Source organism: Kitasatospora sp. NPDC057223, assembly GCF_042669755.1.
Lineage (GTDB): Bacteria > Actinomycetota > Actinomycetes > Streptomycetales > Streptomycetaceae > Kitasatospora.
The window spans coordinates 1-22,922 of the sequence record NZ_JBHUWW010000140.1 but is presented as its reverse complement, the minus strand read 5'-3'; the positions used below and the strand labels follow the sequence as shown (position 1 = coordinate 22,922).

Genomic DNA, 22,922 nt, shown 5'->3' with positions numbered 1-22,922 from the left:
CTGAAGGCCCGCCAGGGCTGGGGGGTGCCGGCTGCGCCGTCACCGTGCGTGGCTGCTGCCGGGGGCTGCGCCCCCGGGGCCCGGCTGCGCCGGGCGGGGTGGGCGGGGTGGCGGGGGCAATTCGCCGGTGGCGAATTGGCTTGCCCGGGGCGGCCCCTGGCGGGGCCTCAACTCAGCGGATGGCGAGTGTCGAAAACGGCACGGGCCTGCGGCCCGCCATGAGGCCCGTTCCGGCCTGCGGCCGGGAGCGTTCACGATGTGGCGTGAATTGCCGGTAGAGGGGCCACCCCTGGCGGGGCGTCCGGGCGGCGTTCACGATGTCGCGCGAATTGCCGGTAGAAGGGCCGTCCCTGACGGGACGGGAATCCGGCTGGCCTTTCGTTCACGATATCCCGCGAATTGCCGGTAGAAAGCCATCGGCCCGATATCGGCCCCGGGGTGCAGCGTCGGGGTGTGAGTGCTCTGGCGCCCCCATGGTGGCCCGTGGGGCGGCCTGCGGCCACCAGGCAGGGGCAGGGGCTGGGCGGCGCCCTGGCGGGCTCCGCAGCGGACCGTGAACGCCAGCAAGAGGGGAGGGCGGGCACCTGAGGCCGGGGGCGGGGCGGCTGCCCGGAGGGCGGCGGGAGGAGCGGCCAGGGCGCGACGGGGGCTCCGGGGCCCGGGGCGCGGCGGGGAGCAGCGGGCGGCGGGTGCCGGCGGACAGCGGCCTGCGCACCGGCAGCGAGCGGGTGCCGGTGCGCAGCGGGCGAAGGCCGGCCCCGGCCCCGGCCCCGACGGCGGCGACGACGGCGGCGGTGGAGAGAGCGGCGGGGCAGCGGCACAGGCGGCGGGCACCAGGAGCTCGCCGAACCACCCCCCGGACACCACCGCCCCGCCCCGTCGGCCCGCCCCCGTCGGCCCGACGACGGCGGCCCGACGACGGGCCCTCCCCGGGGCGCAGCAGCGGGCGGTGGAGGAAGTAGTCGTACCACCCGACGGCGCCAACCCCCGGGCACGACAGCAGCCACCACGCCCCTTCCCGAGGGCGGGGCGACAGCCACGACCGCAGCACGGCACGCAGCACCGGACGGGTGCGACGCAGGCCTGCGGCGGGGCCCGGCAAGCACCCCCGGCCGGGCACCGAACCCGCCCCCGCACCCCCGCCACCACCCCCTCCCTGAGCCGCGCGAGCACCCCTGCGACCAGCGACGCGACGAAGATGCAAAAGGTGTCACGCACTCCGGGACCGAGATGCAAAAGCTGTCAGGAACTCGGAGGTCGAGATGCAAAAGCTGTCAGGAACTCCACCCCCGGCCTGAATGGGGGCAGCACCGGGAGCAGCACCACACCATCGGCGGGCGGGAGCGGACACGGACCGGGGCGCAGCACCGCAACGAGTACCACCCCGATCCGGGGCAGGGACTCCCACCGATCCGGGCGCAGCCGGGCACCACCACCTGGCTCTCCAACAGCCCCCACCTGTTCCGCGGGCGGCCTGGCGGCCGCGGCGGGGGTGCCGGCCTGACGGCCGCACCGGTGGGCGGGGCGGGGGGCGGGGCCTGGCGGCCCGCCGGCGCACGGGCGGGCGGGACCGGGCCCGCGGCACCGGCCCGGGGCGGCGGGCCCGAGAACGGGGGCGGGGCGGTGGCCTGCGGCCCCCCGGCGGGGCACAGCGGCGTGCGGCCGGTACGGGTGGTGCCCGGAGTGGTACCGGGCCGGGCCGGGCGGCCTGCGGCCCCCCAGGACGACGGCACACCCCCGGCGGGTGCCACCCCACCCCGGGACGTCTCCCACCCCCGAGGGTGTCTCCCAGCCCGGGTGCACCCGGCACCACAGGCTACAGCTGACGCCCCCGGGAAAGCGGTGGCAGGCAGGACGTCCACTCTGGGCGCAGGCAGCGCCGGCGGAACGCGGACCGGGACAGCCGGCGGCGGGCGGGCGGCGGGGCGGGCGGTCCTCAGGCGGGCGGGCGGGCGGGGGCGAATCCAGCGACCGGCGCTTGACGAATTGCTGGTCAAGGTCCGCAGGAATTCTCTCGTAGACAGGCGACTGGGAACGGTGCAATTTTCTATGGCACAGACTGAGCACAAGGGGCCATTTCACCAACCTGAAAACCACTGCCAAATTCCGAATGCACCCAGATAGCCACACCGGACAGACTGCACGAAACCCTGCCCGAAAACGAGGTTGAAAACGCTGATCAGCACGAAAGCGAAAGCAAAAACAGCCACCGACCAAATTGCAGCGACTGACCCGAAGACAAAGAAGAGAAAAGCCGCCATGGCACAGGTGCACAGAAGCCCGAAGTGGGCATCACCCAGATCTGGCGTCAAAACCTCTCCCGGTATTTCGGTTTCCTGCTTCTCGTCGGCCACTAAATACCCCCACAGGACACGGTGGCTGGTCAGCAGACCAGACCGCACAACTCTGACGGACGGAATCATCGCCGATCACCGTCACTGCACCAGCAGCAGCACCCAGGCCGACCGGGCGGCAACGTCAGTCACGGGCCGCCAGCAACCAGGAGCGGCCGGCCCGCGGCCCCCAGGAGCAGCAGGCCGGGGCGCAGCCGGGCACCACCACCTGGCCCTCCAGCTCCTCCCGTGCCTCCAGCGCGGGCGGCCTGCGGCCGCGAGGGGGGTGCCGGCCCGGCAGCCGCACCAGTGGGCGGGGCGGGGCCGGGGCGCGGCGGCCCCGCAGCGGGTTGGTGGCGGACCCGGAGTGGGGCCGGGTGCCTGCGGCACCGGAGCGGTGGCGACGGGACCGTGGCAGGGCCGTGGCGGGACGGCAAGGGGTGGCCTGCGGCCCCCCGGGGCGGGCACCGGCAGCGCCCGCCCTCCCGATGGCACCGGTGCCCCGGCGGGCAGCGGCAGTCGCTGCACCCGGCAGCCGGCCACCCGGTGGCCGGAACGGCGGCCAGGAACAGCAGCAGGCCCCGCCCGGCCCGGCCCGGCAACGTCCCGGCAGCACACCGACAGGCCCCGCCGGCCACCAGGAGCAACCGGGCGCAGCCGGACACGGCAGCCAGGAGCAGCAGCAGGCGAGGTGGGCGAAGCGGGCCCGGCGACGGACCGCCAGCACACGGACAGGCCCCTCCGGGCCGACAGGCCGCCAGCGGCGAGCGGGCCGACGCTGTCCCGTCTCAACGAACTTTGACGGGTCTCACCGAAGTTTGACCGCTCGGGCTGCCCGCTCGTCGGGCGGCATCACGTGGTGGTGTTGCCGACCAGTTCCGCCAGCTCGTCGGCCGACTCGGAGGTCAGGCGGTAGAACCCCTGGAGGCTGATTGAACGTTCGAGGCGGCCGTCCACCACGTGCTTCAGGACGCGGGTCTGGCCGCGGCGGTTTTGCCAGGTGAGCCGCTCCAGGAGTTCGCCGGGCACTGGCACATCGAAGCGCACTGGTGTCGCGTCCACGTGCACCGCCGTGGCTCCGCAGTCGTCGGCACCGAGCATCGACCAGTCGCCGTGCCCGGGAAACCCTGAGTCTTGCCACGTCGCGGGAGCCGCGCCGCAGCAGTCCTGCCGCTCCATGTCGGTCACCCGCATCTGGCTGACCACGAACAGCTCGTGCCGGTTGACGTGCAACGCGTACACCTCGTCCCCCGCCCGGGCTCCCGACCAGGCAGGCCGGGAGGTATGGACGCCGCTGTAGGCGACCGGCGGCCGTTCGCCCACGCGACCCACCTTGCGCAGGGCACGGCACGTGTCATGGGTCCACAAGACGGTGAAGGCATCAGGCATGGCGCTGATCCTACGAACGAGGACAGACAGCCTTCCGCTGGTCAGCGCGGGTGATCAAACTTCGATGAGATCAAGTTCGATCCGTCAAACTTCGATGAGACGGGTCAGACGCGAAGGCACGTCCCAGCCTGTCCCAGCCTCTGGCCGAAAACACTCCCACCTGGGCAAACGACCTGGGACCGTCCCAGCAAAACCGGGCAAACCGGGCGTGCTGGGACAGAGCCAGGACAGAGCCAGGACAGAGCTAGGACAGAGCTGGGACACCCCCGTCCCAACCCCGGAAGAAACCGCCCACCACACCCACGACGACGACCAGGCGCAGCCGCACGGACAGGCTCCACCGGGCACGGCCGGCGGGCGGGCGGGCGCAGCCGCACCGGCGGCCTCCACCCGGGCACGGCCACAGCGGCCGGGGGTCGAGGAGCCGGAGCACAGGACCGGGGACGGGGACGACGGGCGGGGAGCAGCCCGGCTGCCCGAGGGGCACCGCGGGCCCCTGTCGCGGCTGTCGCGGACCAGCCCGGCACGGGGGGAACGGCCCTCCCCCGCCCGTCACCGGCGCGACAGCACCCCAGGCGTGACAGGACACGCGACAGGACAACGGCGGCCCCGGCCCGGCAGCAGACCCGGCGGGCGGCCAGCAGCGACCACCAGGCGTCATCGTCAGAGCAGCCAACGGACCATCGTGATGACACCAAGGACCGCGAAGCCCAGGACCGCGAGGACGACGAGGGCGAACACCGTGATGAACAGCCAGTCGGAGTCGCCCAAGGACGCCTCCTGGTCACCGGATGGGGCCAGCTCCCCGATGGTGTGCCAGTAGACCGGGCGGCCCGCGTGGGCCGAGGCCGCCTCCCGCAGCCCGGCCAGCCGGGCGCGGGCGGTCTCCGCCTCCACCAGCCGCTCGGAGCCATACCAGCGCACCGCCCCCATCCGCACACGCGGATCGGGGTAGCGGGCCTCGAAGGCCGCTGTCTCCTCCAGGTCCCGGTGCTCCTCGAGGTAGGCCCAGCGGCCGGCCTCGACCGGCTCGCCGTACAGGCGGTAGACCTCGGCCAGCCGCCGCCTGACCGTGAGGTCGGCCGGGTACGAGGACGCCAGGCCCCGCAGGCGCTGGCGGGCAACGGGTATCCGGCCGCCCCGAAGGTCCGCATCAACCTTCAGGAGAGTGCTCTCAACTGACATCGGTGCATCGTGGCGGACACAGAACCCCAGGTCAAAGGGGTTAATCAACCCCAGGACCAAGAACCCCCAAACCACCCACACCCGGACCCGGCCGGGCCCGGCACCGGAGACGAGCACCACGACGACCAGGACGGCCAGGACGACAGCCAGGCGCGGCGCACCGGGGAGCCGGGGCGAGCAGGCGCAGCCAGCTGCTCCTGGCGGCCGGCAGCCGGGCGCCGGCCCTGAGGAGACAGCAGCGGCCAGGAACACCGGGCGCCCGAGGCAGCGTCGGGCCCGGGGCCTGCCGGGTACCAAGGTGGTGGTGGGCGGGCCAGTGGCGGGGCACCGGCGCAGGCGGTCGCCTGCGGCCGCGTGGGGTGGCTTCGCGACCGCACCGCACCCACCAACACGCTGCTCGACTCTCGGGCGAGCCACTCGAATTCGGGTGCGCAAAGAGGGGCAGCTCGGCTACAAATGCCCGATGGTGACCTTCCACTGCGCCGGTTGTGGCGAGGTTTTGACGTCCGCGCTGACCCCGCTGCCCGCCGTCCCGGAGCCACAGCCCTACGACCGGCCGAGACCGGGAGCCCGGGGGCCCGCGGCAACGATCCCCCGGGGGCACTACGCAATCGAGACCGAGCCTTGGGGCGCCCCCTACGAGCCATACCCGGACAACGAGGACAGCCCCTCGCAGCGCCGCGCGGGCGGGAAGTCCGATATACGTGGCTCCCTGAGGTCCGCCGGCCCCCGGGGCAACATCGTCCTGCACCCCGAAGACGCAGTGGACCTGACCATGCTGGTGGACACGAGCATGGGGTGCTGCGACGGCCCCTCCGGCGACCAGGGCCTTAACCGCGCCTGCCGGTGCGGGAAGCCGGTCGCGACGCGGGCCGCCGACTGCACCACCGTCTACGAGCTGCACCTCGACGCGGACAGCGTGCACGCGGACAAGGCACCGGCCTAGCAGCAGGCGCTCGCCACCAAAGCCGCCCCAACCGGCACGACCACCACCGGGACGACCACGGCGCAGCGCGCGCAGCCGGACCGGGGTGGCCGGGGGGCGGGCGCAGCCGGCCACCCCACCACCACGGTCAGGCGCAGCCCCCGCCATCCCTGCTCGCGGTACCGGGTGGCGGCTGACGGCTGATCAGCCGAGCGGGAGCAGGCGTTCCAGGTAGTACTCGGACTCGGGGTCGGGCTGGATGAGCAGCGACTGGAGCAGATAGCGCCCGGCGGGAATCGTGACCCGGACGAGCTCCGGCGGATCGGCGTAGTCGAGCCCGCGGATGTGCCCGCCGTCGTAGCCGGCATCGGTCAGCACGTACCGGCCGCCGAGCTCGACCGTGACCACGTCCTCCCAGGCGCCGGAGGCCAGCGCCGTATCGACACCGGGGAGCAGCGAACGATCGTCGTCGGCGGACGACCGGCGGGCGAAGACCAGGGCGTACGCGATCCAGGTCACCGGCAGCGGCTCGCCGCCGAGGATCACCACGTCGTGGCCCTCGAAGCGCAGGGCCGTCGCGTACTCGCCGCACGCGTCGTACACCTCCTCCCCAGCCCACCGGGGCACCAGGTGCTCGGGAAGGAGGGCGTAGCGCGCGAAGTCGGTGCGGTCGAGCCAGGTCAGCGCAGCGATCATCCGCTCATGATGCCAGCACGACGTCACACCCGGACCGCACCGTTCGTCCGGGCCGCCACCGCGGTACCGGCCCGGCAAGTGGTACCGCGCGGCGGACGGACCAGGCCGCTCCTGACGGCCGACGGGCGGTCCACCCCGAAGCACCCGGAACCCGCACCACACCCCCGCCAGAACCCCCGCGCGAACCCCAGACCAACTCCCCGCATGAATTCACCACCCACCGAGGCAACCCCAACCGACCGTAATCCCCTGGCGAATCGACAAGGAAATCCGACACGGAAACCGGCAGTGAATCCGACGGGCCATCAATTCACGGGAACACCCCGGAGAGGCCCCAACGGCCCCCGACCCCCGGAAGCCCCGCCCCGGACCCCGGCCAGCCGGACGACGACCACCAGCAGTCACCAAAACCCGAGCGCCCCGCAGTATCCCGGACAGCCGGACCGAGCCCGTATACCCGTCCAGATTGGTCTACCAAAATGACATTCAAGCGCTCGAAATGCCGTGAGGTCATGCGACGGAACCCGCAGGGCCGGACAGCGGCGGGACGGTCACCCGCACCAGGAGCTGGGTGATTGCCGCGCAATCACCCAGCGACAAGGCAGAACGGCCGAGAGCAGGAGCGCGCAGCAGCCACCAAAAGGCCAGCCAGGCACCCGAGGACCAGGGCGGGCAGCCGGACGACGACCCGGCACCCGGGCAACCGAGCGGGCCCAGGACCGGCCAGAACCGGCGCACGGCGGACGGGCGGGCGAAGGACCGGCCAGGACGGGCCGGCGGACAGGACGGGCCGACACCGACCACGCGCCCCGTAGTCCGCCCCAGGCCGTCAGTCCAGGTCAGCCCGCTGCGGAGAGCGGACCACCCCGGGACGGCGGCGGGCGCCAGCAGGTGCCGGGGCCATGCTCAGGGACAGCGGCACTCTCGACATCTCGGCCGCGGAGCGGGCTTCGAGGTAGGCGTTGAGCTGTGGCTGGACATCCCACCAGCATGGGCCTCACTGCCTCTGCCGAGGGCTCGGTGTCCTGAGGCTGGCCTTGTAGGAGAAGTCGGTTGCGGTGCCGTCGACCTGCACCGCCGACAGGCCCTTGTGGTTGCCGCGCGGCGTGCGGACGATCCGGAAGAAGTCCACGCCTGCACCGACCTTCTCCTCCGCGTCTGGGTGTAGATCCAGCAGGTCTCGCAGCAACCGGTCATCCTCCTCACGGTCCACCACAGCGTTGAAGCTGTACCTGGCGAGAAGGGCGCGCATGGCCTCCTCGGCAGCGCCCCTGCTGCGGAACCGGCGGGCACCGATCCAAAAACTTCGCGGAACAAGCTCGAACCAGACGACCTTACCGACTGCCTTGCGGGCGGTGCCCCAGCGATTGGCGAGCTGGCTGACCAGCTGCAGGCCTCGGCCGTACTCGTCGAGCAATTCGACGGGCTCCAGCGAGGGCAGGTTGTGGTTATCGTCGCTGACCTCGACGAACAACTTGTCCAGCCAGATGAGCTGCAGTTGCACGTGGCCCCGGGCAACCCGCACGGCGTTGGTCACCAGCTCGCTGACCAGCAGTTCTGTAGTCTCGGTGAGCTCGGCCAGGTCCCACGTGAAGAGCTGCTCGCGGACCAGGGCGCGGGCCCGCCGGACTTCGCTGTTCGTGGCATCGAGTTTCCAGATCGCGATGTCGCTGGGGGGAATGCCGTCGAGGCGGGCGACGAGCAGGGCAACGTCGTCGGTGGAGGCGGCGGTATGCAGCCGCGCCAGCACGGTGTCGCAGGCTTGGTCCGGAGTCTGGCTTGCCTCGATGCCGGCGCCGCACAGCGCGGCCAGGCCCTCGCCTATGTCACCGTCGTCGCCCCTGACCAGGCCATCGGTGCACAACACCAGTGTCGAGCCGTCCGAGACGTCAATCTTCTTGGCGGCGAACGGGACTCCGCCGACACCGATCGGCGCGCCTGACGGAATCTCCAGCAGCTCGCTGCGGCCGTCCGGATGCACGAGCACCGGTGGCAGGTGCCCGGCACTGGCCAGTTCGCAGGTGCGGTTGATCGGGTCGTAGATCGCGTACAGGCAGGTCGCCAGGTGGTCGTCACCCAGTTTGTGGGCCAGGTTGTCGAGGTGGCGCAGCAGTTGGCCTGGCGGTACGTCCAGGGATGCGAAGGCCTGGATTGCTGTGCGGAGGCGTCCCATGGTCTGGGCGGCGTGCAGGCCATGGCCCATGACGTCGCCTATGACCAGGGCGACTCGGCTGCCGGGCAGTTGGATCGCATCGAACCAGTCGCCGCCGACCTCGGCCTTGGAATCGCCCGGCAGGTAGCGGTGGGCGACCTGGACGCCGGGGATCTGTGGCGGGTGTATGGGGATCATCGAACGCTGCATGGCGGTGGCGAGCCGGGTCTCCGCCTGGTGCAGCCGCGCGCTGTCCAGGAGGACGGCGGCCCGATCCGCCAGCCCTTGGAGGAAGGGGGCGTCGCCGGGGTCGAAGGGGGGCCGGTCCGGAAGCCGGATCAGCTTGAGCACCCCAAGGATCCTGCCCCGAACCGACAGCGGCAGCACGAGCATGGAACGGCCCGTCACGCTCGCCGCCAGGTCAGGGCCTCCTGGGAACGAGGCGGCGTAGTGTGCTGCCGTCTCGGCGTCGATCACTGGTACCAGGACCGGTTCGTTGTCCTGCAGAGCCCGGCCCGGAGGAATGGAGCGTGGCATCGCGAACAGGGCACCTAGTTCCAGGGCATGGTCCCAGTGTCCGCGGGTGGCGTGGGCGCCTCGGCCCACTCGTTGGAGCATTGTCTGGTCGTCCGGGCGCTTATCGGGCAGTTCGGGGTAGTTGATGAAGCCGGCGAGCAGGTCGACGCTGGCGAAGTCAGCGAGTGTGGGGACGAAGACGTCGCACAGCTCACCGGCAGTCGTGTCGAGGTCCAGGGTGGTGCCGACCTTGCGGCCGAACTCCCGTGTAAGCACCATGCCGGGTGACTCAAGCTCGGCACCGTAGAGGAAGGTCCTGTCCGCCTTTGCCCTCTGGGCCTTGAGAGCAGCCTCGGCGGCCAGAAGCCGTGCCTCCAGACGCAGACATTGCTCCTCGGCGTCGTGCTTGAGTGCCTGGGCGCGGGAGAGCTCGGCGCGCAGTGCTTCCAGTTCGGCCTTGAGGCCGCGGATCTCGTCGCGGAGCTCGTCCCCTCCCTCGGGGCCGGAGTAGATGTCGAGTGCTGCGGAGCCGGAGGTGTAGCGGGTAGTGGCCCAGTCGCTCTCCAACTGACGGTAGCGCTGTTCGGCCTGGCGGGTCTGGACTTCGGCGGCCTTCACTGCTTCCAGCAGGACGCGCTCGCGGACATCGGCGCGCTTGAGATCGCGTTCGGCAGCGCCGAGGCTCTCCCGAAGCTGTTCGATCTCGTACTTGGAGGGGTTGCGTACCTTGATCGCCTTCAGACGCAGTTGGTAGGCCTGGTCACGAACGTTTTCGGTGACAGGGTTGCCGGTGGTGTCGGCGACCTCGTTCAGGAGCTGGTCGATGAAGGCAGAGGGCGCGATACGCCGACCGCTGAGGTAGCGGGAGACCGAGCCCTTGTCGCGGCGCACGCGGGCCGCGAGGCGGATGAGGGTGATACCAAGGACGTCGAAGAGTTGGTTCAGGAAGTCGGTGAAGGCCACGACCTCCGGCTCGGTCTCGGGCTCGTGCCGCTCGGGCTGTGCCCCGGCCCGCCTCTCCAGCACTGCGGCCCCCGTCGGGTCATTCCGGTGTTGCCGACAACTGGCAACCGTTGCAGCTGGTGCAACCCCGGCGTCTGACGGAAGCCTAGGTGATGGGCTCAAACCGCCGCAGGCAAAAGGGCTTTCGTGCTACCGCAGTCGAACGCGGCGTGCTGGTGCTCCGGCCGGGCCTCGACAAGCCGTCCCGGTCATCGCCACGACCAGAACGAATATGGAGAGAGCGTGAACGAGTTGGAGCCGCATGGTCAGGCGCACGACGCAGCCGATCGGGACCGTACGGAACGCTGTTCGCAGCCACCCCTTGAAGGGGCGGTGGAGGGGGTCGTGCCGGCGTCCCGGCGGGGTGGGGGTCGGCTGGGCGAGCAGGTGCTCATCGGCATCTGCTCCACCATCGGCGCGAGCGCCGTCATCTGGGCACTGCAGTTCCTGGCTGCCCACGTCGAGGTGCATTGGCGCTGAACCAGCACCTGCCGCCCCTGGCTGGCACTGCGGCCGCCGGGGTGCGCGCGGCGGTGGCGGACCTGCGCCTGGCCGCCGAGGGGAGGCCGGCGGTCGCCGAGATGCTGACCGCCGTCCCGGCCGGGGCATCGGTCGCCGGGTTGGTCGCTGGCGGCCGGGTGCGCCGGCGTCCTGGCGGGCCGCGTCAGCGGGAGCCGCGTCGCGGGCGGATCAGCAGGGGCAGGATCGAGAGCACGACGACCGCCCCGACGAGCAGCCACAGGTAGTGGTCGATGCCCGGCACGGCGGCGCCCAGCCAGTAGCCGGCCAGCACCAGGCTCTGCGACCAGAGCAGCCCGGCGACGACCTGCCACACGGTGAAGGTCCGGGTGGGGACGTCCAGGATGCCCGCCAGCGGGCTGAGCACCGTGCGGACCAGCGGGACGAACCGGCCGAGGACGATCGCCTTGCGGTAGCCGTAGCGGCGCAGCAGTTCCTCCCCCTGGGCGGCGGCCGATCTCAGGCGTTTGCTGCGGCTGCGGGCGAGAGCCGTGCGGCCGCCGTGGCGCCCGATCAGGAAGCCGACCTGGGCCCCGACGACGGCCCCCACGGCGGCGCAGAGCATCACCTGCCAGAGCGAGAGGTGCGGCCCGGAGCCGTTGCCGGCCGCGCAGAGCACCCCAGCCGGCAGCAGCAGCGTGTCGCCGGGGAGGAAGAAGCCGACCACCAGCAGGCCCGACTCGGCGAAGGTCACCACCAGAACGGCGAGGGCGCCGAACCCGGCGAGCAGGGCGGACCCACTCGTCGGGTCGACGGCCAGCGGCAGCAAGGTCATCGCGGCCCCGTCCCGGCGGTCCGACGGTCCGGGCGCCCTGGCGCCGGAGAATTGGACACGTCTCGAACGTTACCCGGGTAGCCGCCCGCGCACCGCTCGCAGCCCACGGCCGCTCCGCTCCGCACGGCTCGCTACGGGCTCAGGATGCGTGGAGAGTCCTTCACACATTGTCAGAGGGGCCGGTCAGATCGAGATGCCGTAGCCGGACTCGTTCGCCAGGAGTCTGCCGAAGCGATCGGGCGCGTTGTCGGCGATGGTCCGGGTCTGGTTCAGGAGTCGGCCGTGTCCGGGCGGGTAGTGGCCCGCTTCCAGAGGGAAGACGGTTTGGAGGTGTTGACGCAGCCCCTCGTCCCGGCAGTTGACGAATGCCTCGGCCGCCGCTGCCCACGGGCTCGACCAGAGGTCGCTGGCGTGGTCACTGGTGCGCCGGTCCGGATGCTGCGCGTCCTGTTGCAGGAGAACAAGGATCGGCTCCGGCATGCGGCCGGGCGCCGTGGACGATGAACGCGGGACGGCCGCCGGGGGCCGATTCAGATCGCGTGCAGCAGGGGGAGCAGGATCTCGTCGACGACCTGGTCGATGTAGAGGTCCGGGGGCGCCTGGCCACGGAGGAAGACCTCGCTGCGCAGCAGGTCCAACGGCAGGCGTCGGATGCGCGGAGTCAGTCGCTCACCGTGGATCTCACCTCGGGCGGCGGCTCGTTCCAGGACCTCCGCGGCCAGTTGCGACATCGGGCCGGTGAAGAGGTCCTGGATGAGCACGGACAGTTCCGGGTCGCTCAGGGTCTCCGCGAGCAGGCCCGCGATCATGCCCTTGGGCCAGTCGTCGAACCGGCGTGCCAGCCGTCGCAGCAACGCGACGAGATCGGAGCGGAGTTCGCCTGTGTCGGGCAGTTCCCCGGGGCTCGGGACGTCGCGTCGCATGGCCGCCATGACGAGCTGGGCCCGGCTGGGCCAGCGCCGGTAGAGCACCGGCTTGCTGGTCTGCGCCCTGGCCGCGACGCCGTCCATGGTGAGTCCCGCGTAACCGACGGCGGCGAGCTCCTCACGTACGGCTTCGAGGATCGCGTGTTCCAGTTCTGAGCCCCGGCGCCGCCGGCGGGTGACTTGGGCCGTCATGCCATCTCCAGAAGATACTTTGCGTTTCTTATTGGAGCAGTCTACGCTCACCCGGAAGAAACGGTCAGTATCTTATCGGAGGAATCGTGAGCACTCGAACCACCGCCGGATGGAGCCCGGTCGCACGAGCCGTCACCCTGCTCACCGGGGTGCTGACGGCCCTGCTGATCGCCTTCGCGCTGCCGATGCAGCACCTGAGACCGCATCACCTCCCCGTTGCCGTGGTCGACCCGCAGGCCACCACCGGCACGCTGGTGCAACGCCTGCAGGCAAACCGGCCTGGAGCCTTCCAGATCGACCCCGTCGCCGACACGGACACCGCGCGGACCCGCATCCTGCACCGCCAGGACTACGGCGCCATCATCGTCGAGCCCACCGGCGCGCGAGTGCTGACCGCCGGCGCGGCCAGCCCGGCCGTCGCCCAGCTACTGGCCGGCCTGGCCGCCACCCTCCAGGCCCCGGTCACCGACGTGGTGCCGTTGCCGGACCGGGACCCCTCCGGCGCCGGCCTGGCAGGCGGGGCGCTCCCACTGGTACTGGGCGGCTGGATCTGCGCCCTCGCCATGCTCGCGATGGCGCCCGGCACGGCACAACGCGTGACGGGCGTATTCGCCTTCGCCGGCATCGGCTCCGCCACCTTCATCGCGATCGAGAAGTACTGGTTCGGCTCAGTCACCGGCAACTACGCCCTCATCACCGCCGGAGTAGCGCTCGGGATCGCCGCCACCGCCTGGACCGTACTCGGCCTCCGCTCCGCACTCGGCGGCCGCGGCCTGGCACTCGCCGCCATGCTGATCATGCTGCTGGGCTACCCGCTGAGCGGCCTCACCACCGCCCCCGAACTGCTGCCCGCCCCACTGGGCACCATCGGCCGGCTACTGCCCCCCGGCGCCACCGGCACGCTGCTGCGCTCCACCTCCTTCTTCCACGGCCACGGAGCCGCGCGCCCGATCGCGGTGCTGGCCTGCTGGCTGGCCGCCGGCCTGACGCTGTTCTTCATCGGACAGAGCCGCGCCGGCCACCGCGCCGCCACTACCGCAGCTGCCGCTTCGGCCGAGGCCCCGCGGCCGGCCGGCCTCACCGCCGCGTAACGCCAAGAGCCGGTCCGAAAGGTCCTGAGGGCCCGGCAAACCACCTGGCCGGCGGACACTTCGCGAAACCGCACCCAAAGCCGATCAAGGGTGGGATCCCGTTACGGGAAAAGTCTGCCGTCACGCGAGTGGCCACGGTCGCGGCGGACGCGTTCGCACCGGGACGTCCGGGCGAGCTGACGCAGATCGCGGACCAGACCCCCGCCAGCAACCAGAATCGGCCTGCCAAAGGCCCGAACCGGTACCCGAAACGCCGCGAGGTCAAAGGGAAAATCCGGGACCCGGAGCCCGACAGCGGGGACGGCCGCCCGCACCGGGGCCGCGCAGCCAGCGCGTGCCCCGAGGCCACCAGCAACCAGCAACCAGCAACCAGCAACCAGCAACCACAACCGACCAGGCTACGACGACCGACCAGGCGGGGAGCCCCGAGAAGGCCGGCCGGCCGGCTCTCGTGGGGGTGAATCGGGCGCAGTGCCTGCGGCCGGCGTCACCGGGCGGGTAGGACGCGGTTGTGACCGATGCCGGGGACCGGGTGACGGCCGGTGCGATGTGGCGGGCGGCGGATCTGACGCGGGCGTACCTCGCCCGGGAGCGGGCCGCCGTGGAAGGGCTCCTCGCCGGGGTGGACGACGGAGTGCTGGACGGTGCGCTGGCCTGGCTGGTCCTCGGCCACGACGATCTCTTCACCGAGCTGGGAGAGCCGCCGATGCCCGTGCGGGGCCCGACGCGGTCGCGGCACTGGCGCCGGCGGAGTCGGAGTTCGAGGTCACGACGGCGGTGCGCCGGGTCGCCCCGGGCGGGGCCGGGCCCGCCCCAGCGGTGGAAGGCCCCGGCCGGCGCGCGGACCAGGCCCACGCCGTCGCGGTCTGCACCGCCGTCAAGCTGCTGGAAGCGGTCGGCCGCACCGAGGCCCTGCGGATCCTGGACGAGGACACCGCTCAGTACGCGAGGAGGGACCACCCCCCTGCCCTACCCGTGCACCTGAGCGACGCCACCGCCCTGCGCAGGGCGACCACGCACGCGGCCGCCGCCAGGAGCAGCGCCAGTGGAGCGGCCAGGGCCGCGGTCCAGGCCGTTCTGGAGCACCCAGACCGGGGTAACCGCAGCGCACTGCCCGGACGGCCTGCTCCCCCACTGAAAAGCCGGCCCCGCAACCGCCCGATCCGGCCGGACACGTGATCGAGTCGGTCGGTCGGCTCCCGGGAGGGGATCGTTCACGCGGCGGAGAGGGTGGCCCGGGCGTCGTCGTGCGCTGCCTGCGCCTGCTCCAGGACCTGGGTGGTGAACAGGGCCACGGAGCCGCGCAGCCTGATCAGGACGCGGCGGCGCGCTCCGGGCTGCTCGACGGCGGCTGCGGTTTCCGGGACGCCCGGCGGGGGCGCGGGCATGGTGGGCCGGGCGGGCCGTCCCCGACCGGGCCGGCCTGCCCGGCGCCACGCCGGCGAGGCCCTGAGAGAGCTCTGGCGGCCGTCACCGTGTGGTGGCGGCCGCCAGCAGTCTCCGGAGAGGCGGTCGGCGTGCCGGTCCTCGGATCCGCCGGGGGCGTCGTCGCGGCGACGAACCGGATATCAGCCCGATATCAGCCCGCGTGCCCGCTCAGTCGACGCACGGCACCCCGTCCACAGCCGGTGCCGCACCCGTCCCCCCACCGGCCAGAATCTCCTTCGCCTTGCCCGGCTCCGCCACCAGCGCCGCACCGTTGGGCTGCACCGGCAGCTCCGAGGCCGCCGCCCGCCCCTGCGCGAAGGCGGGCACCTGGCGGACGAAGTCGACCGGGCTCCACCCCTTGTCGACCACCAGGTCCTCCTTCAGCGCGTCGTACAGCGCCCCCAGCCTGCCGGCGTCCGCCAGCACCCCGCCGGCACGCAACGTCTGCAGCATCCCGGCGAGGAACGCCTGCGCCCGGCGCGTGCGCTGCAGGTCCGACCCGTCACCCACGCCGTGGCGCTGCCGTACGAACGCCAGCGCCTGCGCGGGGCCGAGCTCGGACCGGCCGGCGGGCAGGCTCACTCCGCTGAACTCGTCGTCCACCGCACGGTTCAGACAGACCGGCACGGTGCCGACGGCTTGCGCGGCCCGGTAGAACCCGGTCATCGTGACCTCCGCGAAGTGGTCCACCGGCACACCCGCCAGCTCCTGCACGGACCGGATCAGCGCGGCGCGGCCGGCCTCCCGGGCACGCCATCGCAGATCGGCTCCAGCAACCCCCTGCCCCTGAAGGCGTGTCATCTCCACCGCCTCGGCCCGCGCGTACACCTGCCTGATCGCCACCTTGGCACCGCCACCGGCCGCGTCGACCAGCACGTCCCGGGGAATCGACAGCTGCCGCACCGTCCCTCCGCCGGCCGGGATGTGCACCAGCACCAGGGTGTCCGCGACGTCCGTGTCGTCCGCCCCGGCGTGCAGCTCCTGGCGGCGCAGCTCCGCGGGCACCGGCCGGCCCTGGGCGTCGGTGGTGGCGTCCAGACCGATCAGCAGGATGGTCACCCCCCGGTCGAGCGGCGCCGGGGCGCCCGTCGAGGAGGCCAGCGCACCGGAGGCCCGGCCCGGCAGCCCGGACGGCAGGGTCAGCGCGCTCGCCCCCGCAGCCACCACCAGGGTCAACGCGCCGGCCAGCATGACCGTCCGCCGCCGCCGCAGCCTGCGCCGCCGCCCGGCCTCCAGACCGCCATCGACCAGCCGGGCGGCCGCGGCCCCCCCGAGGCCGTCAGCAGCCCGTCCGAACGCCGCACTCAACCGGACCTCGAACTCTTCGTCCCCACCGCTCACTTCGTCCCCACCGCTCACTTCGCCACTCCGCTCACCGAAGACCCCGTCCACCGACTCGTCCCGCCCGCTCACCGCGCCACCAGCTCCGCCAGCTCGGCCCCCAGGAGGGACCGCAGCCGGGCCAGCGCCCGGGTGCACCTGGTCCGCACCGCCGCCGAGCTGTCCTTCACAATCGCCGCGGTCTCCTCCACGCTCCGGTCCTCCCAGTAACGGAGCACCACCACCGCCCGGTCGCGCGGCGCAAGCTGCGCCAGCGCGTCGACCAGCGCCAGCCGAAGCGCCGCGTCCTGCTCGGGCGCCGGCACCTCCGGCAGCACCCGGCTGGGCCGCTCGGTATTGCTGCGCCTGCGCTGGTGCGTCAGGTAGGCCCGGACCAGCACCGTCCGGGCGTAGCCGGCCGGGTTGTCGATCCGCCCGGCCCAGCTCGGCCGCTGCAGCCGGTGCCACTGCGTGTACATCTGGCCCAGCGTGTCCTGCACCAGGTCCTCGGCCAGGTGCGCGTCGCCCCCGGTGAGGAAGTACGCCGACCGGTAGAGCTGCCCACCGCGGGCCGTCGCGAACGCGACGAACTCCTCCTCCGAGGCCGCCCGCTGTCGAGCTGTGCCCACTGTCATCTCCCCTTCCCTCGCGTTATCCGCCCTATGACGACACGAGGGCACCCGAATGTTTCACACCAAAATTTCGACGGACCGTGACGGTCGACCGCCCGACGGTGGACATTCAGCTGCTCGCCGACAAGGCGAAGCGGACCCGCTCCGCCTTGCCCCGGACATACCGGAACCCGTCCCCGGGACGAAAGCCACCAGGGGCGCAGCCGCCACTCCCGGGGGCGGGCGGCAGCGTGTCGGGGGCACAGCCGGGCGTGGGACGGCTTGGAGCGGGCAGGGTGTTCGTCATGTCAGAGCGTCGCAGCCGTCGTTGAAGCCTGCCCGGGCCCTGGGCCTTCCCCTCGAACTGGTGGGACTTCACTCCGGGCCGCAGGACCGTCCCGCCGCGCCGGCCCCGGCGCCAGGGCCGGGCCCGGCCGTACCCGGGAGCCGCGGCGTCGAGCCCGGCCGGCGACACCGTCACCGGCGTTCCAGCGGCTCCGGGCAGTTGTTGTGCGACGGTACGCCGCCGCGAGGACCGCGAAGGTGGCGGCGTCATCGTCTTGCCGACATCCGGGAACGGCCTGGCGCTCGGCCGCTGATCACCGCGCAGCTCGATCGAACCCGCTCACCGGTTGGCAACGGGACTGCCGCCCATCTGCCGCCACAGCGCCTCCGGTTCCGTCCGCAGGCGATACGCCCAGAAGATCTCCACCGTCCCGGAGCGCACGCCGGGTCGACGGGGCCCGTCCCAGGCCTGCCCGCCCTGCCCGCCCTGCCCGCCCTGCCCGCCCTGCCCGCCCTGCCCGCCCTGCCCGCCCTGCCCGCCCTGCCCGCCCTGCCCGCCCTGCCCGCCGGCATACCCCTCCACCGCCCGCACGCACGAGCGCAAGCCCTCACCAAGCGCTACGGCAGCCCCCTCGTCCTCCACCCCACAGGCACGAACACGACCGCACCCCAGATCCTCACCGCCGTACAACACCTCAGCGACACCCCCTCACCACCCACCACACACGCGCCGCCCCGGCATCCGGCAAGCCACCGTCAGCGGGATGACGCAGCCAGCTCTGGCGCAGCAAGGCCGGGCAGGCCGAGGCCGGTCGCAGTCGGTCGCGGGTGCCGACGACGAGGTGGGGGGCAGTCGGGTTGACTGGGCGTAGGACATTGCGTCGCCCAAGGACACGGTGCGGGGTGTGATCCACCGGTTCAACGAGACCAGCTTGGCTTGCCCGGACCCTCAGTGGGCGGGAGGCCGTCCCCGCCTGCTCAGTCCTGACGACGAGACTTCGTCGTCCAGATGGCCACCACCCGCCCGGCCAAGCTCGGGCACCCTTTCACCCGCTGGTCGATACGCGAACTCCTCGGCTACCTGCGCCGGGTCCGCGGGCGGGTGAGCCGGATCGGCCGCGAGGCCCTGCGTTGCCTGCTCGTCCGGCGAGGCGTCACCTTCCGGCGCACGAAGACCTGGAAGGAGTCCACCGACCCCGACTACGACGCCAAGCTCGACCGGATCGAACACGTCCTGGAGCACTTCCCCGACCGCACGTTCGCGTTCGACGAGATCCTCCCGCTCGGCATCCGCCCCACCGCCGGCAGCTGCTGGGCCGAACACGGTACGCCCGACCGGCTGTCGGCGACCTACCACCGTACCAACGGCGTGACCACTTCCACGGCTGCTACTCGATCGGTGAGGACACCCTCTGGGGCGTGAACAGGCTCCTCAAGGGCACCGCGAACATCCTGGCCGCACTTCGCTCGATCCGGACTGCCCGACCCGACGGAGCCCCGGTCTACGTGATCTTGGACAACCTCTCCGCTCACAACGGCAGGAAGATTCTCCGCTGGGCGAAGAACAGCAACGTGCATCTCTGCTTCACCCGGACCAACGTATCCTGGGCCGACCCGATCGAGGCGCACTTCGGCTCGCTGCGGCAGTTCACGCTCGCCACCTCCCACCACCCGAACCACACGGTCCGGACCCGCGCACTGCACTCCTACCTGCGCTGGCGCAACGCCAACGCCCGCCACCCCGCCAGCCTGGCCGCCCAACGGTGCGAGCGCGCCCGCATCCGCAGCGAGAAGGGCCTGCGCTGGGGTGGGCGCCCCCCTGACAGCCGCGGCCTGACGCCTGCCTGACACTCCTGTTAGACGCGCTGGGCAAGTAGAACGTAGGTCTCATGGTGGGCGTGGACAGTGCCACCAAGCTCGTCGATCGTCGCCCGGAGCGCCTGCAGCAAGGCGGTGAGGCGCTCGGCTCCGAGACGCTGGTGATCGCTGACGGTCGCCGCGAGCCCTACCCACTCATCACCGGCGAAAGAGTGTTCCCATGGGTAGCTCCGCATCTCTACCGGCGAGAACGCGGAGCTTCGTTCGAAGAGGTCGACGCTGGAAGCATGAACCCGTGGCGCGTTTCCCGCCGGCCGCCATACCTGCGCGACTTCCGGCGCATGCCTGCGGTAGATCGCCTCGAATGCCCCGCTGGCAGCCTCACTCAGTACCGTGGAAGTCCAGAATCGTGCGATGGTCCCGCCTGCGTTCAGCGTCTCCGCGGCCTTGGCAACCCCGCGTGCGGGGTCGATCCAGTGCCATGCGTCACCGCAGGTGATGAGGTCGAAGGTGTGTCCCGCCGCGTTCCATGTCTCGAAGGCCGCGACCTGCACCTCAACGCCATGGCTGCGAGCGACCTGAGCCATCCGCTCGTCTAACTCGACACCGAGGACGCGAAGGCCACGTTCCGCGAGAGCCACGGCTGCCTTGCCAGTGCCACATCCGACATCGAGAACCTTCGCCGGCCGCAAGGCGGCCAAGTCGTCTATCAGGTCATCAGGATACGTCGGACGGTAGCGATCATACTGTTCGGCCACCGAGCCGAATGACCCGGCCCGCGCGCGATCGAGGTGAAGCTCCTGGGGTGCATTCGGCATGGAAACACAGTACGGGCCGTGTTGGCCTTCTGGTCGCCCGACGTGGAGTCGCCGGCTGATTCGGCAGTGCCGACGTGCACTTGAGCTTCACGGCCGACCAGCACTTTCCAACACGGTGAACCTTCTCGGTCGTAGCACACGTTCCCGGTCACAGCACTAGACACCGGCCGGAAGGGGCAGGACCAGCCCGGCCGGCCGCTCGCGGGCTGTGCGGCGGTCAGTCCGGGGAGTGGCCGCGGACGAAGCCCTTGTGGACGGCCAGGGCGGCGAGGTGGGCGGTGGCGTGCTGCTGGGGTCGGCCGAGGAAGTCGGTGAGGTGGAGGTGCTTGCAGGAGGGGGCCGGTAAGGATCGCGGACCAGTGGGGGCCGGTGAGGCCGTACTCGACCCAGCCGTACGGGTCGGGCCACTCCGAGTGGACGAGGTAGACGGGAGGCCGCTCCCCGAGACTGGACCAGGTGCGCAGCCTGGTGGAGGTGCCGGCCTGGGGCAGGGGGATTTCGGTGTCGGTGGGTCCGTGGCGGTGGGTGGGGTCCGGGGGCAGGGGCGGGGGCGGGGCGGGGGTGTCGTCGAGGAGGGAGGCCCACTGCTCGCGTTGGGCGGCCGGGGAGCGGCCATGGGGGGTGTTGGTGGGGGGTGCCGGGTGGGTGGCCGGGGGCGGGCTCGCGGCGGCACCGTCGACGATCTGGGCGTGTTCGGTGCGGGCGAGGCGGGCCTGTTCCAGCAGGCGTTGCAGGTAGGTGGGCCAGTCCTGTTCCAGGCCGGCGAGCAGTTCGTCGACGGGGTCCGTGTCCGCGTCTTCCAGGGCGCCGAGGTAGAGGTAGACGTCCTGGACGAACTCGTCCGCGATGGCGGGGAGCTGTTCGCGGGGCGTTCCGGTGATCTTTGGCAGGACCGCGTCGTCGGGCCATGGGCCGGTGGCCGGTGCCGGAGTGGTGTTCGCGCGGCGTCGGCGGCGGTAGGCGGCGGATCGGCAGGCCGTGTCGCAGTGCTTCATCGGGCGGCCCCGGCCGGGGGGCCGCAGTTTCTTCCCGCAGGCGGCGCACTGCGGGGCGGGCCCGGGTGTCTGCTGATCGGGGATCACATGATCAAGCGTACGGCGCCGGGCATCGTGACGGCCCTTTTCGTGATCCGTGACGACGGCCCGCAGTGCGGCCTCTCTGCCTGGGGAAACGGTGGGATATGTCCCAGGGACAGGGTTGGGACAGGCCCTGCGGCGTCACGAAAGCCGGGCCGCCGGGCCTGTTCTCGGCACGGCGGCGGGGCCGGCTCGATACCGTCTGCAGGCATGACGACCGACTTGTCCGGCCCTGCCTGGTCCCCGCCGGATCCCACCGAGCTGCCGGACTGGCGCTCCCTGATGATGTCGGCCTGCCGGCAGTCCGCTGCGGTGGAGACGATGGCGGTGGCGCAACGCGGGCCGCGCGAGCGTGCTCCCCACCCTCCCGGGGGTGGGTGCGTCGCCGGGGGCGATCGGTGCGCAGGTCCTGCTGCGGCAGGAGGAGGCGATCCTGCAGGAGGCGGAGTTGTACTTCGCGACCGCGGACATGACGTCGCTGGCCCTGGCCGCCGCCAGCGTGCCGCCGAAGGAGCGGATGGACTCCCGCCGACTGCCGGCGGAGTCGGGCCTGATCGTGTTCGCCGAGCCGATCGGCGGCTACACCGAGGACGTCGGCGCTGCGCTGGCGGAAACCCCCGCCCGCCGCGCGGGAGTGTCCGCGCAGGTGACCATCCCGATCGTCGCGGCGTCGTGGACCACCTGGTCGCCGTCGCTGTTCACGGTCGAGGACGCGCCGGCCGGGCAGCGGCTGCGGTGGCTCGCCCGCTTCCCCGAGGGCGGGCGGGTTGTCCCCGACGGCTTCAGCGGTGTGTGGGTGACCTGGTACGCCACCAGCCGCCGGTTCGGGGCGCTGGAGCCGTCCACGGTCATCGGGACCACCGCCGACGGCCACGTGATGACGGCCGGGCAGATCAGCTCGGCGCACCTGCCCGGCCAGGCGCCGATCACGTGGGACAACGAGAGCGTCTTCGAGGACGGTGCCCCGTTCGGCCCGGCGCGCCCCGACACCACCGACCAGTGGATGCACGTCCTCTACACCGCCTGGCAGATGATGGCCCAGCAGGGCACAGCACGGCTGACCGACACCGTGGAGATCCCCCGGCCCCGGGCCGGGCGCAAGCGCGACGCCCGCGACGGCATCACCGGCCCCGGCACCGTGCGCATCGTCCACGTCCACTCCGCGCACCGCCCGCCCCGCGCGGCCGCCGAACTGGACGCCGCCGCCTCCACCGGGCGCCGCGCCCCGCAGTGGTCGTGCCGGTGGCCGGTGCGCCCGCACCGCCGCTCGCACTGCATGAACCCCGCCCAGCACGCGGAGGGCGGCTGCACCCACGAGGACCGCATCATCCCCCCGGTAGTGAAGGGGCCGGCGGACAAGCCACTGCGGCTGCGGGAGAGGGTCAACCTGTGGGACTCCCAGCCCCAACCCGAAGAGGCCCACTGACCGCTGACCGCCCGGGCCCCGCCTGGCCGCGCAGCAGCCGCGCAGCAGCCGGGCAGCGGCGATCGTTGCGGCCCGGGCCGCCCGGCGACGCGGTGTCGGGACGGCTCTGGCGAGAGCGTCCGTATGGACGGCGGCACGGGCAACGCCGGGCTGGTCACTGCCGCACAGCTGGCGGCGGGGTTGGGCACCGCGGCGACGACGGCGGCCATGGTCGCGAAAGCGACGGTCGCCGCCCGAGCTGAGGTCCGCAAAGCGGAGATCGAGGCCGGGACACGACGGCTGGAGATTACCGAGGAGGCGGAGCGCGAGCAGATGCGCCTGCACGCCGGGCAGTCGTCTGCCGAGCCGGCCGAAGACGACTGACCTCGTTGGATCCGGGCGCTGACCCGCCGCCCCACGGCACACGGCGGCCCCGGGAGAAGGGTGCTTTCTCCCGGGG

General features: G+C 72.2%; 20 protein-coding genes and 1 pseudogene. 7 read left to right on the top strand and 14 right to left on the bottom strand.

Translation table 11 applies throughout. The features are described from left to right. Positions 1 to 2,078 precede the first annotated feature (2,078 nt). From ACFUK0_RS33650 to ACFUK0_RS33640, 3 genes are all read right to left on the bottom strand, one after another. Positions 2,079 to 2,354 (bottom strand): hypothetical protein, encoded by a 276-nt coding sequence (locus ACFUK0_RS33650; protein ID WP_380256621.1) that lies wholly within the window; start codon positions 2,352 to 2,354, stop codon positions 2,079 to 2,081. 831 nt (positions 2,355 to 3,185) lie between these two features. After that, on the bottom strand, positions 3,186 to 3,722 hold the full coding sequence (locus ACFUK0_RS33645; protein WP_380256619.1) for a hypothetical protein: 537 nt from the start codon (positions 3,720 to 3,722) through the stop codon (positions 3,186 to 3,188). 663 nt (positions 3,723 to 4,385) lie between these two features. Next, complete coding sequence (locus ACFUK0_RS33640) at positions 4,386 to 4,907, bottom strand: DUF6584 family protein (protein ID WP_380256617.1); 522 nt, start codon at positions 4,905 to 4,907, stop codon at positions 4,386 to 4,388. A gap of 763 nt (positions 4,908 to 5,670) precedes the next feature. Between ACFUK0_RS33640 and ACFUK0_RS33635 the strand changes: the two genes are divergently transcribed. Next, complete coding sequence (locus ACFUK0_RS33635) at positions 5,671 to 5,853, top strand: hypothetical protein (protein ID WP_380256615.1); 183 nt, start codon at positions 5,671 to 5,673, stop codon at positions 5,851 to 5,853. Between the two features lie 183 nt (positions 5,854 to 6,036). Here ACFUK0_RS33635 and ACFUK0_RS33630 read toward each other — a convergent pair whose 3' ends face one another. Together ACFUK0_RS33630 and ACFUK0_RS33625 are read right to left on the bottom strand one after the other, a co-directional pair. Next, positions 6,037 to 6,528, bottom strand: coding sequence for an Imm21 family immunity protein (locus ACFUK0_RS33630; protein ID WP_380256613.1), 492 nt, complete (start codon positions 6,526 to 6,528; stop codon positions 6,037 to 6,039). Positions 6,529 to 7,525: 997 nt separating this feature from the next. Continuing rightward, entirely contained in the window at positions 7,526 to 10,159 is a 2,634-nt protein-coding gene (locus ACFUK0_RS33625) for a DUF3223 domain-containing protein (RefSeq protein WP_380256611.1), read from the bottom strand. Between the two features lie 282 nt (positions 10,160 to 10,441). On the opposite strand from ACFUK0_RS33625, the gene ACFUK0_RS33620 reads away from it, so the two are divergent. Further along, positions 10,442 to 10,678 (top strand): hypothetical protein, encoded by a 237-nt coding sequence (locus ACFUK0_RS33620; protein ID WP_380256609.1) that lies wholly within the window; start codon positions 10,442 to 10,444, stop codon positions 10,676 to 10,678. Positions 10,679 to 10,862: 184 nt separating this feature from the next. Here the strand turns inward: ACFUK0_RS33620 and ACFUK0_RS33615 are convergent, their stop codons facing one another. The 3 genes from ACFUK0_RS33615 to ACFUK0_RS33605 form a co-directional block, all read right to left on the bottom strand. After that, complete coding sequence (locus tag ACFUK0_RS33615) at positions 10,863 to 11,492, bottom strand: DedA family protein (protein ID WP_380256607.1); 630 nt, start codon at positions 11,490 to 11,492, stop codon at positions 10,863 to 10,865. 183 nt (positions 11,493 to 11,675) lie between these two features. Next, positions 11,676 to 11,972 (bottom strand): hypothetical protein, encoded by a 297-nt coding sequence (locus tag ACFUK0_RS33610; protein WP_380256605.1) that lies wholly within the window; start codon positions 11,970 to 11,972, stop codon positions 11,676 to 11,678. 50 nt (positions 11,973 to 12,022) lie between these two features. Continuing rightward, on the bottom strand, positions 12,023 to 12,610 hold the full coding sequence (locus tag ACFUK0_RS33605; RefSeq protein ID WP_380256603.1) for a TetR/AcrR family transcriptional regulator: 588 nt from the start codon (positions 12,608 to 12,610) through the stop codon (positions 12,023 to 12,025). A gap of 86 nt (positions 12,611 to 12,696) precedes the next feature. Between ACFUK0_RS33605 and ACFUK0_RS33600 the strand changes: the two genes are divergently transcribed. Then, positions 12,697 to 13,701 (top strand): ABC transporter permease, encoded by a 1,005-nt coding sequence (locus ACFUK0_RS33600; protein WP_380256601.1) that lies wholly within the window; start codon positions 12,697 to 12,699, stop codon positions 13,699 to 13,701. A gap of 487 nt (positions 13,702 to 14,188) precedes the next feature. On the opposite strand, the gene ACFUK0_RS33595 is transcribed toward ACFUK0_RS33600, so the two are convergent. Beyond that, positions 14,189 to 14,374 (bottom strand): hypothetical protein, encoded by a 186-nt coding sequence (locus ACFUK0_RS33595; protein WP_380256599.1) that lies wholly within the window; start codon positions 14,372 to 14,374, stop codon positions 14,189 to 14,191. Between the two features lie 146 nt (positions 14,375 to 14,520). Between ACFUK0_RS33595 and ACFUK0_RS33590 the strand changes: the two genes are divergently transcribed. Beyond that, a complete protein-coding gene (locus tag ACFUK0_RS33590) occupies positions 14,521 to 14,880 on the top strand; it encodes a hypothetical protein (protein ID WP_380256597.1) in 360 nt (119 codons plus the stop codon). Between the two features lie 35 nt (positions 14,881 to 14,915). Here the strand turns inward: ACFUK0_RS33590 and ACFUK0_RS33585 are convergent, their stop codons facing one another. The 4 genes from ACFUK0_RS33585 to ACFUK0_RS33570 all read right to left on the bottom strand — a co-directional run bounded on the left by ACFUK0_RS33585 (position 14,916) and on the right by ACFUK0_RS33570 (position 17,928). After that, positions 14,916 to 15,089, bottom strand: coding sequence for a hypothetical protein (locus ACFUK0_RS33585; RefSeq protein ID WP_380256595.1), 174 nt, complete (start codon positions 15,087 to 15,089; stop codon positions 14,916 to 14,918). A gap of 208 nt (positions 15,090 to 15,297) precedes the next feature. Next, complete coding sequence (locus tag ACFUK0_RS33580; protein WP_380256593.1) at positions 15,298 to 16,488, bottom strand: LCP family protein; 1,191 nt, start codon at positions 16,486 to 16,488, stop codon at positions 15,298 to 15,300. Between the two features lie 50 nt (positions 16,489 to 16,538). Beyond that, a complete protein-coding gene (locus tag ACFUK0_RS33575) occupies positions 16,539 to 17,084 on the bottom strand; it encodes a SigE family RNA polymerase sigma factor (RefSeq protein WP_380256591.1) in 546 nt (181 codons plus the stop codon). A 601-nt stretch (positions 17,085 to 17,685) separates the two neighbouring features. Beyond that, positions 17,686 to 17,928 carry a hypothetical protein gene (locus ACFUK0_RS33570; RefSeq protein ID WP_380256589.1) on the bottom strand — a complete coding sequence of 81 codons (243 nt, stop codon included), beginning with the start codon at positions 17,926 to 17,928 and terminating at the stop codon, positions 17,686 to 17,688. A 292-nt stretch (positions 17,929 to 18,220) separates the two neighbouring features. Here ACFUK0_RS33570 and ACFUK0_RS33565 point away from each other — a divergent pair. Further along, positions 18,221 to 19,193: pseudogene (locus ACFUK0_RS33565) on the top strand (helix-turn-helix domain-containing protein). 8 nt (positions 19,194 to 19,201) lie between these two features. Here ACFUK0_RS33565 and ACFUK0_RS33560 read toward each other — a convergent pair. Beyond that, positions 19,202 to 19,981 (bottom strand): class I SAM-dependent methyltransferase, encoded by a 780-nt coding sequence (locus tag ACFUK0_RS33560; protein WP_380256587.1) that lies wholly within the window; start codon positions 19,979 to 19,981, stop codon positions 19,202 to 19,204. A 1,449-nt stretch (positions 19,982 to 21,430) separates the two neighbouring features. Between ACFUK0_RS33560 and ACFUK0_RS33555 the strand changes: the two genes are divergently transcribed. After that, positions 21,431 to 22,483: a hypothetical protein gene (locus ACFUK0_RS33555; RefSeq protein WP_380256585.1), complete on the top strand. Its 1,053-nt coding sequence runs from the start codon at positions 21,431 to 21,433 to the stop codon at positions 22,481 to 22,483. Between the two features lie 123 nt (positions 22,484 to 22,606). After that, positions 22,607 to 22,846, top strand: coding sequence for a hypothetical protein (locus ACFUK0_RS33550; RefSeq protein WP_380256583.1), 240 nt, complete (start codon positions 22,607 to 22,609; stop codon positions 22,844 to 22,846). Positions 22,847 to 22,922: the final 76 nt, after the last annotated feature.

Excerpts from the sequence above, each read along its gene's own strand:
- ACFUK0_RS33645 (WP_380256619.1), bottom strand. The coding sequence starts at position 3,722 with ATGCCTGATGCCTTCACCGTCTTGTGGACCCATGACACGTGCCGTGCC.
- ACFUK0_RS33640 (WP_380256617.1), bottom strand. The coding sequence starts at position 4,907 with ATGTCAGTTGAGAGCACTCTCCTGAAGGTTGATGCGGACCTTCGGGGC.
- ACFUK0_RS33630 (WP_380256613.1), bottom strand. The coding sequence starts at position 6,528 with ATGATCGCTGCGCTGACCTGGCTCGACCGCACCGACTTCGCGCGCTAC.
- ACFUK0_RS33615 (WP_380256607.1), bottom strand. The coding sequence starts at position 11,492 with ATGACCTTGCTGCCGCTGGCCGTCGACCCGACGAGTGGGTCCGCCCTG.
- ACFUK0_RS33610 (WP_380256605.1), bottom strand. The coding sequence starts at position 11,972 with ATGCCGGAGCCGATCCTTGTTCTCCTGCAACAGGACGCGCAGCATCCG.
- ACFUK0_RS33605 (WP_380256603.1), bottom strand. The coding sequence starts at position 12,610 with ATGACGGCCCAAGTCACCCGCCGGCGGCGCCGGGGCTCAGAACTGGAA.
- ACFUK0_RS33585 (WP_380256595.1), bottom strand. The coding sequence starts at position 15,089 with ATGCCCGCGCCCCCGCCGGGCGTCCCGGAAACCGCAGCCGCCGTCGAG.
- ACFUK0_RS33575 (WP_380256591.1), bottom strand. The coding sequence starts at position 17,084 with ATGACAGTGGGCACAGCTCGACAGCGGGCGGCCTCGGAGGAGGAGTTC.
- ACFUK0_RS33560 (WP_380256587.1), bottom strand. The coding sequence starts at position 19,981 with ATGCCGAATGCACCCCAGGAGCTTCACCTCGATCGCGCGCGGGCCGGG.
- ACFUK0_RS33550 (WP_380256583.1), top strand. The coding sequence starts at position 22,607 with ATGGACGGCGGCACGGGCAACGCCGGGCTGGTCACTGCCGCACAGCTG.